This is a genomic window from Planktophila turicensis (SeqCode), from assembly GCF_965234405.1.
Taxonomy (GTDB): Bacteria; Actinomycetota; Actinomycetes; order Nanopelagicales; family Nanopelagicaceae; genus Planktophila; species Planktophila turicensis.
The window spans coordinates 613,307-626,372 of sequence record NZ_OZ248346.1; the positions used below are offsets into that span (position 1 = coordinate 613,307).

The window sequence follows — 13,066 nt, forward strand, 5'->3', positions numbered from 1 at the left end:
AATGGCTGAGCCATCCAGTTATCGCCCCAAGGAGATTCCTGAAGAGCCTGGCGTCTATCGTTTTTATAACGGCAGCGACAAAGTTATCTATGTCGGTAAGGCAAAGAACTTAAAGAATCGACTCACCACCTACTTCGGATCTAATCTGGCACAGAAGACGTACCGCATGGTCCACGAGGCAGTACGCGTTGACTGGACAATTGTCGGCACCGAACTTGAAGCACTCGCTCTCGAGTTCTCTTGGATCAAGCAGTATCACCCGACCTATAACGTGCAATTTAAAGACGATAAGTCATATCCATATTTAGCCATTTCCATGGCCGATGAATTTCCTCGCATCTTCATCACTCGCAAAGAGAAGCGACCTGGCCTTAAATACTTCGGTCCATATACAAATGCGTGGGCGCTACGAAATACGTATGAAGTACTTCTAAAGGTATTCCCAGTTCGTTCCTGCAGCGCCGGAAACTTTCAGCGAGCTCAACGCACCAAGCGCCAATGTCTCTTGGGGGATATCGGAAAGTGTGCAGCTCCATGCGTTGGTTGGGTGACCCCAGAAGAACATAAAGAGATTGCCGTAAAGCTCGATGCCTTTATGGAGAAAGGTATGGAGAACCTTCTTCCAACCCTGCGCGCCGAAATGGCGGCAGCCTCTGAAAAGGAAGAGTTTGAACGCGCAGCTCGTCTACGCGATCAGATCGAATCATTCGAAAAGGCGCAACGATCTACCCAAGGAAACCTCTCTGATGATCTTGACGGAGATTTCATCTCGCTCCACGAAGAAGGTCTGCATGCCGCTGGCTCAATCTTCATCGTTCGTCGCGGTTCGATAAAGGGATCGCGATCATGGATTGTTGATCAAGAACGTGCCCTTGAAGGTGACGATCAAGTTGGCTCGCTCTTCTTCTCTATCTATAGCCAGAGCGCACCTGCCGATATTCCATCTGAAATTTATCTCAACGCCGAACCTGCTGATCGCATAGCGCTAGAGGAATGGTTGACCTCTCTGCGTGGCGCGCGAGTATCAATCAAGGTTCCGCAACGCGGGGAAAAGGTTGAACTTCTGCAAACTGTCGAGCGCAATGCTCATTACGCACTCGTCCAATACTTGAGCAAGCGAGCAACAGATGCAGCGGTATCTGGCAAAGCCCTTATTGAACTTGAAGAAGAGCTCCAACTTTCCCGAACCCCGCTTCGCATTGAGTGCTATGACATCTCAAATATTTCCGGTACGTCTGTTGTTGCATCTATGGTGGTCTTTGAAGACGGCCTAGCTAAGAAGAGCGAATATCGCAGATTCATCATCGATACCGATACTGCCCAAGATGACACTCGTGCGATGCATCAGGTGATTACGCGCCGCATGAAACGCCTGCTGGCTGATCGCAACGTAAATCAAAGCGAGGTCGCTGAGACGGGTGGCAAACTCAGCAAATTTGCATACCCGCCACAACTCATCGTTGTTGACGGTGGAGCGCCACAAGTTGCAGCTGCGCAACGAGCGCTCGATGAACTTGGAATAACGGATGTCGCTCTATGCGGATTAGCAAAGCGTCTTGAGGAAGTCTGGATGCCGGGGGATAAGGACCCACTGATTCTTCCGCGCACTTCTGAAGGAATGTATTTACTTCAGCGCATCCGCGATGAGGCGCATAGATTCGCCATCACCTTCCATAGATCGCGTCGCTCAAAGGTTATGCTCGAATCTCTGCTGGATGAGATTCCACAACTTGGAGAAACAAGGCGCGCAGCGCTCCTCGATAGGTTCGGTTCAGTAACTGCAATGCGCAAGGCGACCGCCGAAGAGCTTGCATCTACTCCAGGCATTGGCGCAACGATTGCATCCATCATCTTTACCCACCTGCAGAGCTTGTCCCAGTCGGGCGTTGAATTAGCAGGCGTTGATATGGCAACAGGCGAGATACTTGACACCTAAGGCAGAATGTTAGGTATGGCGACACAAGAACTTCTGATTCTTACAGGCATGTCAGGTGCTGGGCGTTCAACAGTTGCCCACGCACTCGAAGATCTCGGTTGGTATGTCGTCGATAACTTGCCTCCAGCGCTTTTGCCGCAGCTAGCCGAACAGAGCCTTGATACTCATGCTGCTCTCGCCGTCGTTGTCGATGTTCGCGGCGGAAAGTTTTTCGATGAACTCAATAGCGCTCTCTCACAACTGAAGAGTTCATCTACTCCTTACCGCCTACTCTTTCTCGACGCCACGGATCAAGCGCTCGTTCAGCGCTTTGAATCAACGCGTCGTCCGCATCCATTGCAGGCAAAAGATCGCATCGTTGATGGAATCGCACGCGAACGCGCCAAGCTTGAAGAAATTCGCGCGCAGGCCGATGTCGTCATTGACTCTTCCAATCTCAATGTCCATCAACTAGAAAAGCGCACCTCTGAAATCTTTGCAGCAGGAATGCTGCCAAGCCTGCGCGTCAATGTTCTCTCATTCGGTTACAAGTACGGAATTCCGGTTGACTCAGATCTCGTTCTTGATTGTCGCTTCATTCCCAATCCGCATTGGATCCCTGAACTTCGTCCACTCAATGGTTTGGATAAACCTGTCTCTGACAAAGTCCTCGGCAGTGATGGTGTCGAAGATTTCGTGAAGAGTTACGTGGGCGTGGTGCAGAAGATGATTCCTGGATATTTTCGAGAAGGTAAGAAGTACGTAACTATCGCGATTGGTTGCACAGGCGGAAAGCATCGTTCTGTCGCAATCGCTGAAGAAATTGCTCGTCAGTTGACGACTTCATCTAAGGATCTTGAGATCACAGCTCATGCAACACACCGCGATGTAGGACGGGAATGAGTCAAGAAAGAAAAGTTGTAGCGCTCGGTGGAGGACATGGCTTAGCCGCAACTCTCACCGCGCTCCGTAGTTTTACTTCGAGCATCACTGCAATTGTTACCGTTGCGGATAATGGTGGATCTAGTGGTCGCCTTCGTACTGAGTTTCCTATTCTGCCTCCAGGTGATTTACGTATGGCACTGGCGGCGCTCTGCAGCGATGATGAGTGGGGCAGAAGCTGGGCTGAGATCATGCAATATCGCTTTACCAGCGAAGGCGAACTCAATGGTCACGCAGTCGGCAATCTTTTACTCGCAGCGTTATGGGATCGCGATGAAGATACTGTCGCTGGTTTAGATCGCGTTGGGGCACTTCTTAAAGTGATTGGCCGCGTGCTGCCGATGGCATCAGTGCCTCTGGATATCGAGGCCACCTTTGAGAATTCCATTGGGACAAAGATTGTTCGTGGCCAAGCTGAAGTTGCCACAACAAAGGGAAGACTTAAATCAATCCGCATAATTCCTGAAAATCCAACTGCTCATCCAGATGCGCTCACCACTATCGCTGATGCTGAGTGGATAACGATGGGACCTGGTTCTTGGTTCTCGAGTGTTATTCCGCATCTTCTGGTTCCCGCACAACGTGATGCCATCGTTGCATCTAAGGCAAAGAAGATTCTGCTACTCAATCTCGATACCGCAGATAAATCAGCAGGGGAGTACGCAGGTTATTCACCACTCGAACACCTTCGCATCTTGTCCGAATATGCCCCAGAACTTCACTTTGATTGCGTTGCTATCGACAGCTCCGCCGATGGACAGGACGAATTACGTGCACATCTTTCAACCATAGGTTCAGAGTTGGTGGTCGCTGATTTACGCAGTGCAGGGTCGCCCCTGCACCATGATGTGAAAAAATTGGGTCAACTTTTCTCACACATTGACTCCGAAATACTGGTTGGATAACCCCCATGGCAATGACAGCAGCAGTGAAGGATGAGCTCAGTCGTCTCTCCGTGACCAAGCCTTGTTGTCGTAAAGCTGAAGTTTCCTCACTCCTGCGTTTTGCTGGCGGACTTCATATCGCCGCAGGAAAAGTTGTTATTGAGGTCGAGCTCGATACCTCACAGAGCGCACGACGTCTTAAGAAAGATATCGCCGATATTTACGGCCACGACAGTGATTTAGCGGTGCTCTCATCAAGTGGGCTTCGTAAAGGATCTCGCTACGTGGTTCGAGTAATTGAGGCAGGAGATGCTCTTGCTCGCCAGACAGGCTTGATTGATGCAAATGGTCGCCCAGTTCGTGGACTCCCACCGCAAGTTGTTGCTGCCAATGTCTGCGATGCCGAAGCTGCATGGCGTGGCGCATTTATCGCACATGGTTCATTGACCGAGCCAGGTCGCTCTTCATCTCTCGAAATTACCTGCCCAGGTCCAGAGGCAGCCCTTGCTCTTGTTGGCGCAGCGCGTCGACTCAATATCGTTGCAAAGGCACGAGAAGTTCGTGGCGTAGATCGAGTTGTTATTCGTGATGGTGATGCGATTGGTGTTCTACTCACTCGCCTGGGTGCACATGAGAGCGTCCTTGCTTGGGAAGAACGACGCATGCGTCGTGAAGTGCGTGCAACAGCAAATCGACTTGCCAACTTTGATGACGCAAACTTGCGCCGTTCTGCACGAGCTGCTGTTGCAGCTGCAGCACGTGTACAACGTGCGATGGAAATCCTTGGTCCAGAAATTCCAGATCACTTGAAGGAAGCTGGCGAACTTCGAATTTCTCACGGACAAGCAAGTCTTGAAGAACTTGGTTCACTTGCGACCCCGCCAATGACTAAGGATGCAATCGCAGGTCGCATCCGCCGCCTCCTTGCTATGGCAGATAAGCGCGCACAAGAGCTCGGAATTCCTGACACTGAAGCGGGACTTTCTCCAGATCTACTCGGCGAGTAATACTCAGCTCGCATCGAAAGTGAGCCTTCGCACGCTCACTGACCGGCCAGTAGCAATCCACAGGCTGATAGACTTCGGGCCAAGCCCCCAATGTTGTGGTGTAACTGATAGCCACCTATATGCGGGGCATTTCACTTTCTAGAAGAGGTTCTCATAATGATTAATGTCGGAATTAATGGTTTTGGACGTATTGGCCGCAACTTCTTTCGCGCAGCGCTCACAAACCCAAACATCAATATCGTAGGTATCAACGACCTCACAGATAACGCAACTCTTGCTCACTTGCTCAAGTACGACTCAATCTTGGGACGCCTTGGACTTGAAGTCTCACACACAGAAGACACTATTACTGTCGGCGGAAAGACCATTAAGGTATTTGCAGATCGCGATCCAGCAAACCTTCCTTGGGCATCAGTCAAGGCAGATATCGTCATTGAATCGACAGGTCACTTCACAAAGGCAGCGGATGCGCAGAAGCACATCACAGCTGGAGCTAAGAAGGTCATCATCTCTGCACCCGCAACAGATGAAGACATCACAATCGTGATGGGTGTAAACCACGAGAACTACGACCCAGCAAAGCACAACGTGATTTCAAATGCTTCATGTACAACTAACTGCCTTGCTCCAATGGCAAAGGTTTTGGATGAGAAGTTCGGAATCGTCCGCGGTCTCATGACAACAATCCACGCGTACACAAACGATCAGGTCATCCTCGACTTCCCACACAAGGATCTCCGTCGCGCACGTGCCGCAGCGACAAATATCATCCCAAGCTCAACAGGTGCTGCAAAGGCAATCTCTTTGGTACTTCCACAGCTCAAGGGCAAGCTTGATGGTTTCGCAATGCGCGTACCTGTTCCAACAGGTTCAGCTACAGACCTCACAGTCGAACTCGCTAAGGAAGCAACAGCTGCTGAGATCAACGCAGCGATGAAGGAAGCGGCAAATGGTTCACTCAAGGGCTTCCTCACATACACAGAAGATCAGATCGTTTCTTCAGATATCGTGACAGATCCTTCATCATGTATCTTCGATGCAGGTCTAACCAAGGCAATTGGAACAACAGTCAAGGTTGTTGGTTGGTATGACAACGAATGGGGCTACTCAAACCGCCTCGTTGACCTTGTTGGATATGTAGGTAAGTCCCTCTAATGTCTTCTTTGGTTGACCTAGATGTAGCTGGTAAGCGCGTATTTTTACGTTGCGATCTCAATGTTCCTTTGAAAGAAGGAAAGATCACTGATGATGGCCGTATTCGCGCTTCACTTCCGACTATCAATGCCCTCCTTGCAAAAGGTGCAAGCATTGTTATTGCAGCTCATCTAGGTCGACCGAAAGGCGAGGCAAAAACTGAACTTTCACTTGCACCTGTTGCAGTTCGTCTCTCTGAACTTCTTGGAAAGCCTGTGCAATTTGCAGGTGCAATCACTGGCGCAGATGTCACAGCGAAAGCCGAGGCACTTGCAGCAGGTGAAGTTCTTCTTCTAGAAAATATTCGTTTCAGCGCAGCCGAGACATCTAAGGATGAATCAGAGCGCGCTGCACTCGCTGCAGAGCTTGCAAAGCTTGCTGACTTCTATGTTGGCGATGGCTTCGGCGCAGTGCACCGTAAGCACGCCTCCGTATTCGATTTAGCCAAGCTTCTCCCGCATGCAGCAGGAACTCTCGTTGCCGCAGAAGTTGAAGTTCTCAAGAAGCTAACCATCGATCCTGTTCGTCCATATGGCGTTGTTCTCGGTGGTTCAAAAGTTTCAGACAAGATCGGTGTTATCTCAAACCTTCTTGGAAAAGTTGATGTCATGGCTATCGGTGGCGGGATGCTCTTCACATTCCTTGCAGCGCAAGGCAAAGAGATTGGTTCTTCCCTTGTAGAACGCGATCTCATTGATACCGTCAAGGGCCTCATTAAGCAGGCTGAAGATTCTGGCGTAAAGCTCTTGCTCCCAACAGATATCGTCGTTGCTCCAACGTTTTCTGCAGATGCGACACCAACTTTGGTAAGTGCTGATGCAATTCCTGCAGATCAGATGGGCCTCGATATTGGACCTGAAACTGCGGCGGCATTTGCTGCAGCAATCAAGACGTGCAAGACAGTCTTCTGGAACGGTCCAATGGGCGTCTTCGAATTTCCTAACTTTGCACACGGAACGAAGGTTGTTGCGCAAGCACTCACTGAAGTTCCCGGGATCTCCGTTGTCGGAGGTGGTGATTCAGCAGCAGCTGTTCGCGCACTCGGCTTTGCAGATTCTGCCTTCGGTTACATCTCAACTGGCGGCGGAGCTTCACTTGAATACCTCGAAGGCAAAGAACTTCCGGGTCTGACAGCCCTCGATCTCTAATCTTTAATTTTCACGTAACAACGACGAAGGAGTAACAATGCGTAAACCACTCATGGCTGGTAACTGGAAGATGAACCTCAATCACCTCGAGGCGATTGCAGTTGCACAGAAGCTTGTCTACTCACTCGAAGATAAGGATTACGACGCAGTAGATGTCGCAATCATTCCTCCATTTACAGATATCCGCTCTATCCAAACTATGGTCGATGGTGATCGCCTCCGCCTGCAGTATGGTGCGCAAGATCTTTCACCGGAAGGCTCCGGTGCATTTACTGGTGATATCTCTGGTTCAATGCTTGCAAAGCTTGGCTGCACATTTGTTGTCATTGGTCACTCAGAGCGTCGCGCAATCCATCATGAAGATGACGCACTCATTAATCGCAAGATTAAAGCCGCCCTTGCCAATGAACTCACACCCATTTTCTGCGTTGGTGAAGAGCTAGCAATCCGCGAATCCGGAACCCATGTTTCACATGTCATCCGTCAGGTACGTGCAGGCCTCGAAGGTTTCCATAAGCCAGACCTTAAGAAGATCGTTATTGCTTACGAACCAGTCTGGGCAATCGGCACAGGCAAGACAGCAACTCCTGAAGATGCACAAGAAGTATGTGCCGCTATCCGCGAAGAAGTAGAGCAGATCGGCTCATCCGAGATCGCAGCAAATATGCGCATTCTTTATGGCGGTTCTGTGAAGTCAGCGAATATCGTTGAAATCATGAAGCAGACCGATGTCGATGGCGCCCTCATCGGGGGAGCAAGCCTTGACCCTGAAGAGCTGGCAAAGATCGTTAAGTTCCACGCTCAGGCGTAGTTCGCATCTAATTCCTATCTAATTCAAAGCTTTCCAGTTCATTCGGGTATCCTGTACCCCTACCTCTAGAGGAGTTTTACGCATGGCTTTAGCTCTATCAATCTTTCTTGTCATCACAAGCGTCTTGATGATTCTTCTCGTCTTGCTTCACAAGGGCAAAGGTTCTGGCCTCTCCGATCTATTCGGTGGCGGCGTCTCATCAAACTACGGCGGATCATCTGTCGTGGAACGAAACCTTGATCGAATCACAATCGTCGTAGGCGGACTCTGGTTCGCTGGCGTTGTTAGCCTCTCACTCGTTTTGAAGGGTTAATCCATGGCAAGTGCAATTCGCGGAAGTCGTGTCGGCGCTGGCCCAATGGGCGAAGCGGAGCGCGGAGATCAGATTGAGCGCGCAACAGTTTCGTACTGGTGTGCCAATGGCCATGAAGTTCGTCCATCATTTGCAGTTGAAGAAACTGTTGTAATTCCCGATCAGTGGGATTGCCCTAAGTGCGGCCTACCTGCAGGTCGCGATAAGAACAATCCACCAAGCGCTGTAGTTAATATCCCTTACAAGACTCACCTTGCTTATGTAAAAGAGCGTCGCTCAGATAAGGAAGGCGAGAAGATCCTAGAAGATGCTCTCCGCAAACTTCGTGGAGACGATATCGAGTAATCGGCCTCTATAGAGATCGGGCAGCTGCCAAGATTTCATCAATACCCGCACTTCGCTTCTGCAGATGCAGACGAAGGAGCGGGTATTTTCTTGTAGCTAGCGCACGGTTATCACCGATTGCCTGAGCAAAGAGAAGAGTGCGCAGGCTATAGCTACGACCTGGAATCTCGTAATCAATGGAAGTCTCACCCGTAATTTGAAGGAAGGATCCGTTCTTCTGTCCACCTTTATGGAATTGACCCGTAGAGTGCATGAAACGTGGACCCCAACCAAATGAAGTTGGATGGCCAGACTTCTCTGCAAGTACCGAACGAAGCTCTGCAATCTTTACATCATCACGGCGATCGAGATAAGCCATGATGGCGATGTAACCACCATCTTTTACATCTTCGATAAACGTTGCAAGTGCATCCTTGAGTGATTGCCCATCACCAAAGATTTCAACTGACTTCTCAGAACATGCAGGAGTGAGTACAGGTACGGAGTTATTCCATTCGGTTAAACAAGCCGCAGTCTGCTCTTTTGCTTCAGTCACATTTGGTTGATTGAAGGGATCAATCTTGAGCGCAGCCCCAATAAGAGCGGTGACCCACTCCCAGAAAATAAAATGAGCTCCAAGTGGGCCTTCAACAGTGAGATCGGTAGATGATCCTGCGTAGGCCACAGTAAAAGATCCACCAACTTTGGCACGAGGACTATCTTCGGTAGCGATAGGTAAGCGCCCAATCGAATCTTTACCGGTTGATTCAGCGATGAGCTGCTCAATCCAATCTGAAAGTCCAGGAACTGCTGAACCTGCATCTGTGAAAGCTATGTACTGCTCTGCTTGGGTAACGAGAAGGTATGCAACATCGAGAATTGCTTGATCGTCTTCAAGAAAGGCGCTCTTTTCGGCGCGAGCATCTGCAAGTAAGTCAGCAATGGGTGCGCCAACGAGAGCAGATGGAAGCAATCCAAATGCGCTCAATACGCTAAAACGTCCACCAACATTGGGATCTGCATTGATGACTGAATATCCACCTGCGCGAACTTCGATATCAAGCGGAGAGCCAGGATCGGTAACAAAGAGCATGTGGTCTACAGGATTAAGCCCAGCGTATTCAAACTGTGATTGAAAGAGCGCGCGCTGTGAAGAAGTTTCAATTGTCGAGCCAGATTTCGAACTTACGACTACAACGGTCTTAGCTAAATCGCTGCCGATTGCATGCTGCGCATAGTTGGGATCCGTTGAATCGAAGATGAAGATATCTTTCTTGTAGGTATGTGCAATCACTTCAGGTCCGAGTGATGAACCACCCATGCCACAGAGAACTACTCGTGAATGTGAAGAGAATTTCGCTACAAGATCTGCAATCTGGGGGAGTAGCGCTTGCGATTCTTCAGGTAGATCTACCCAGTTAAGACGAACGGCCGCTTCTGCAGCTGCCTTCGAACCCCACGTCTGTGAATCCTTTTTAGCAATTCGTGGGTGCGTTTCGCGAAGCTTGCGATAGATATCGCTTTCGCGATCAATTGCGGCAAGCGATGGACCAGAAATCTTCATTACGCAAGAGCCTTCTTTACATCCGACACTACGCGCTCCGAAGTAAGGCCGAACTCAGTGAAGAGTTTGCCAGCTGCAGCCGATGCACCCCAATGATCGAGTGAGACGATAATTCCTGAATCGCCGACGTATTCACGCCATCCGAGTGCGATACCTGATTCGATACTGACGCGAAGAGTCGAAGTCGAAATAACTGATTCGCGGTAAGAAGCAGGTTGTTCGTTAAACCATTCAAGACATGGAGCGCTGACTACTCGTGTTGCCACGCCTTCTGCTTCAAGAGCGATCTGGGCATCGAGTGCGATTCCAACTTCAGAACCTGTCGCAATGATTGTCACCTTTGCAGCAGTTGATGACTCTTTGAGGACGTAAGCACCCTTTTCTACGCCGCTTGCCGCGCCATGTGTTGTGCGATCGACGGTACGAAGATTCTGACGTGAGAGCAGGAATCCGGCAGGCTTATTTCGCTTAATGACAGCTTTCCAGGCTTCAGCAACTTCATTGGCATCAGCCGGACGTAGCACAGCAAAGTTAGGGATAGCGCGAAGGGCAGCAAAGTGTTCGATTGGCTGGTGAGTTGGACCATCTTCACCAACGCCGATGGAATCGTGAGTCCATACAAAAGTTGATGGAATATCCATGATTGCAGCAAGGCGCACAGATGGACGCATGTAATCGCTAAAGACAGCGAAGGTTCCGCCGAATGAACGCGACAAACCGTGGAGTGCAATTCCATTGAGAATAGAACCCATCGCATGTTCGCGAATACCGAAGTGGATGATGCGACCATATGGGTCTGCATTCTTCATATCACTCGTTGCCGGCAAGAATGAATTGCCGCCCTCGATAGTTGTCATATTCGAATCAGCAAGGTCTGCCGATCCTCCCCAGAACTCTGGGAGCGCCTTAGCAATCGCATTAATGACATGACCTGAGGCAGTACGTGTAGCAACATCTTTTCCAGATTCAAAGACCGGAAGAGTTGCTTCCCAACCTGCTGGAAGTTCACGAGCGACAAGTCGCTTGAGAAGTGATGCGCGCTCTGGATGAGCGCTCTGCCACTGAGCAAACTTTCCATCCCATTCCTTGCGAACTGCAGCGCCGCGCTCTTTGACCGAACGAACATGGGCAAAGACATCTGCTGGCATTGCAAACTTCTCGTCAGGGTTAAGACCCAACTCCTTCTTTGTTGCCGCAATCTCTTCATCGCCGAGGGCTGATCCATGTGACTTTGCTGTTCCGCGAAGTTTTGGCGCTGGCCACGCAATAGTTGAGTGCATGCGAATAAGTGATGGCTTTGTCAGTTCAGCTTTTGCCGTCAGCATCGCCTTATCGAGAGATTCGAGATCAACGTTTCCATCAGCAAGTGCTGCAACTTCAATAACATGCCAGCCATATGCGCGGTAGCGAGCTGCAACATCTTCTGTAAATGAAACGTGAGTGTCGCCTTCAATAGAAATTCTGTTGTCATCATAAATGACGTTGAGATTACCGAGCGCTTGTGTTCCGGCGAGAGATGATGCTTCTCCTGAAACGCCTTCTTGTAGGTCGCCGTCCGAACAGATGACCCAGATTGAGTGATCGAAAATAGATGTGCCAATTGCTGCTTCAGGATCTAACAAGCCACGTTCGTAACGTGCCGCCATTGCAAAACCAACAGATGTTGCAACGCCTGCGCCCAATGGACCCGTTGTCATTTCAACACCTGCTGTGTGGCCAAATTCTGGGTGTCCGGGAGTGAGCGAGCCCCATGTACGGAATGACTGAATATCTTCCATCTCAAGACCGTAACCGCTGAAGAAGAGTTGTGTGTAGAGCGTCATTGAAGAGTGACCGCATGACAAGATGAAGCGATCGCGACCTAACCATTGTGGGTCTGATGGATCGTGGATGAGATGACGCTGAAAGAGGTTGTAGGCAACAGGCGCAAGTGCCATCGCTGTACCTGGGTGGCCATTGCCAACCTTCTGAACCGCATCCATTGCAAGTGCGCGAGCGTATGCAACTGCGCGATCGTCTAATTCGGTCCAACCATTGATCTTTGTCATCTTCTTCTCCTTATGCCGCTTTACGAACTACTGAAAGTCGGATGCGCCACGCTGCGATCCATACGAGTACTGAACCAAGTAAATGAAGGACTACAAGCCCTTCGGGAACTCCGAGGAAATATTGGATGTAACCGAGACCGCCTTGTGCGATAGCAAGAACGAGAAAAATTCTTAGCCAACGCTTAGTCTCGAAATTTAGACTCTTTGAAAAAAGGAATATGAGAGTTAGTCCCATCAAAAGCCAGACAGAAGCGCTGTGAAAACGCGTGATGGTGGTGATCGTAAAATCTAAACGGGGCGCATCAACATCACCGGCATGAGGACCGCTACCAGTAACCAAGGTTCCGATGGTGATTGCGACAAATGCAACGTTGATGTGGGCAAGTGATAGACGTGAAATTCGAACTTGAGAAGATGAAGTTCGTACATATGGATGATGGCGACGCGAGTGCAGTGATGTTGCTGCCGCGATGAGAAGAATGGAGAGAAGTAGATGTGAACCAACAGCTAAGGGGTTGAGATCAGTTAAAACCGTGATCCCACCCAAAACGCCTTGACCGAGAATTCCAAGTACTTGTGTTGCTCCAAGGAATCTGAGATCGCGACGTCCAGCTCGGAAAATTGCAATGACTGTTGCAAGTGCTGCAAAGAGCAGTGCGAAGGTAAGCAACCTATTTCCAAATTCAATCCATGCGTGCAGCGCACCTTCAGCTTGCCCCGGAACCGGTGTGTACGAGCCCGGTGTGCACTCAGGCCACGTGGGGCAGCCAAGTCCAGAACCAGTTACTCGAACCGCACCGCCAGTAATAACGAGCGCTGATTGAAGAAAGAGGAGTAATCCAGAGAGCGCCGGAAGGGCTCGGGTGGCTAACGATCTGGTTCGACTCACGCTCGTAGCCTATGACCCGTAGCCGCA

Annotated in this window: 12 protein-coding genes; 9 read left to right on the forward strand and 3 right to left on the reverse strand. The window is 50.0% G+C overall.

All coding sequences use genetic code 11. The features are described 5' to 3' along the window. The first annotated feature begins 1 nt into the window (after position 1). The 9 genes from uvrC (at position 2) to AC8GFK_RS03170 (ending at position 8,559) form a co-directional block, all read left to right on the forward strand. Positions 2-1,936, forward strand: a complete 1,935-nt coding sequence (gene uvrC / locus AC8GFK_RS03130) for an excinuclease ABC subunit UvrC (protein WP_506625713.1) — start codon at positions 2-4, stop codon at positions 1,934-1,936. 15 nt (positions 1,937-1,951) lie between these two features. Then, the gene (gene rapZ, locus AC8GFK_RS03135; protein ID WP_506625714.1) at positions 1,952-2,818 is read left to right on the forward strand and encodes an RNase adapter RapZ; all 867 of its coding nucleotides are present in this window, start codon (positions 1,952-1,954) and stop codon (positions 2,816-2,818) included. After that, complete coding sequence (locus AC8GFK_RS03140; protein WP_506625715.1) at positions 2,815-3,762, forward strand: gluconeogenesis factor YvcK family protein; 948 nt, start codon at positions 2,815-2,817, stop codon at positions 3,760-3,762. The genes rapZ and AC8GFK_RS03140 overlap by 4 nt, the downstream gene beginning before the upstream one ends. A gap of 5 nt (positions 3,763-3,767) precedes the next feature. Beyond that, on the forward strand, positions 3,768-4,748 hold the full coding sequence (gene whiA, locus AC8GFK_RS03145) for a DNA-binding protein WhiA (protein WP_095673471.1): 981 nt from the start codon (positions 3,768-3,770) through the stop codon (positions 4,746-4,748). Between the two features lie 153 nt (positions 4,749-4,901). Next, the gene (gap, locus tag AC8GFK_RS03150) at positions 4,902-5,903 is read left to right on the forward strand and encodes a type I glyceraldehyde-3-phosphate dehydrogenase (protein WP_506625778.1); all 1,002 of its coding nucleotides are present in this window, start codon (positions 4,902-4,904) and stop codon (positions 5,901-5,903) included. Continuing rightward, positions 5,903-7,090 carry a phosphoglycerate kinase gene (locus AC8GFK_RS03155; protein WP_506625716.1) on the forward strand — a complete coding sequence of 396 codons (1,188 nt, stop codon included), beginning with the start codon at positions 5,903-5,905 and terminating at the stop codon, positions 7,088-7,090. The genes gap and AC8GFK_RS03155 overlap by 1 nt, the downstream gene beginning before the upstream one ends. Positions 7,091-7,127: 37 nt before the next feature. Next, the gene (gene tpiA, locus AC8GFK_RS03160) at positions 7,128-7,901 is read left to right on the forward strand and encodes a triose-phosphate isomerase (protein WP_506625717.1); all 774 of its coding nucleotides are present in this window, start codon (positions 7,128-7,130) and stop codon (positions 7,899-7,901) included. Positions 7,902-7,983: 82 nt separating this feature from the next. Continuing rightward, a complete protein-coding gene (gene secG, locus AC8GFK_RS03165) occupies positions 7,984-8,214 on the forward strand; it encodes a preprotein translocase subunit SecG (RefSeq protein WP_095673475.1) in 231 nt (76 codons plus the stop codon). A gap of 3 nt (positions 8,215-8,217) precedes the next feature. Beyond that, positions 8,218-8,559, forward strand: a complete 342-nt coding sequence (locus AC8GFK_RS03170) for an RNA polymerase-binding protein RbpA (RefSeq protein ID WP_095673476.1) — start codon at positions 8,218-8,220, stop codon at positions 8,557-8,559. 7 nt (positions 8,560-8,566) lie between these two features. Here the strand turns inward: AC8GFK_RS03170 and AC8GFK_RS03175 are convergent, their stop codons facing one another. The 3 genes from AC8GFK_RS03175 to AC8GFK_RS03185 are packed head-to-tail and all read right to left on the reverse strand — an operon-like array spanning position 8,567 to position 13,039. Next, positions 8,567-10,102: a phosphoglucose isomerase-related protein gene (locus AC8GFK_RS03175; protein ID WP_506625718.1), complete on the reverse strand. Its 1,536-nt coding sequence runs from the start codon at positions 10,100-10,102 to the stop codon at positions 8,567-8,569. Next, entirely contained in the window at positions 10,102-12,150 is a 2,049-nt protein-coding gene (gene tkt / locus AC8GFK_RS03180) for a transketolase (RefSeq protein WP_506625719.1), read from the reverse strand. The genes AC8GFK_RS03175 and tkt overlap by 1 nt, the downstream gene beginning before the upstream one ends. Before the next feature lie 10 nt (positions 12,151-12,160). Further along, entirely contained in the window at positions 12,161-13,039 is an 879-nt protein-coding gene (locus AC8GFK_RS03185; protein ID WP_506625720.1) for a COX15/CtaA family protein, read from the reverse strand. Positions 13,040-13,066: the final 27 nt, after the last annotated feature.

Bases quoted from the DNA above. Each gene is read 5' to 3' on its own strand.
- uvrC (WP_506625713.1), top strand. From the start codon at position 2: ATGGCTGAGCCATCCAGTTATCGCCCCAAGGAGATTCCTGAAGAGCCT.
- tpiA (WP_506625717.1), top strand. From the start codon at position 7,128: ATGCGTAAACCACTCATGGCTGGTAACTGGAAGATGAACCTCAATCAC.
- whiA (WP_095673471.1), top strand. From the start codon at position 3,768: ATGGCAATGACAGCAGCAGTGAAGGATGAGCTCAGTCGTCTCTCCGTG.
- AC8GFK_RS03170 (WP_095673476.1), top strand. From the start codon at position 8,218: ATGGCAAGTGCAATTCGCGGAAGTCGTGTCGGCGCTGGCCCAATGGGC.
- AC8GFK_RS03140 (WP_506625715.1), top strand. From the start codon at position 2,815: ATGAGTCAAGAAAGAAAAGTTGTAGCGCTCGGTGGAGGACATGGCTTA.
- AC8GFK_RS03175 (WP_506625718.1), bottom strand. From the start codon at position 10,102: ATGAAGATTTCTGGTCCATCGCTTGCCGCAATTGATCGCGAAAGCGAT.
- AC8GFK_RS03155 (WP_506625716.1), top strand. From the start codon at position 5,903: ATGTCTTCTTTGGTTGACCTAGATGTAGCTGGTAAGCGCGTATTTTTA.
- secG (WP_095673475.1), top strand. From the start codon at position 7,984: ATGGCTTTAGCTCTATCAATCTTTCTTGTCATCACAAGCGTCTTGATG.
- tkt (WP_506625719.1), bottom strand. From the start codon at position 12,150: ATGACAAAGATCAATGGTTGGACCGAATTAGACGATCGCGCAGTTGCA.
- rapZ (WP_506625714.1), top strand. From the start codon at position 1,952: ATGGCGACACAAGAACTTCTGATTCTTACAGGCATGTCAGGTGCTGGG.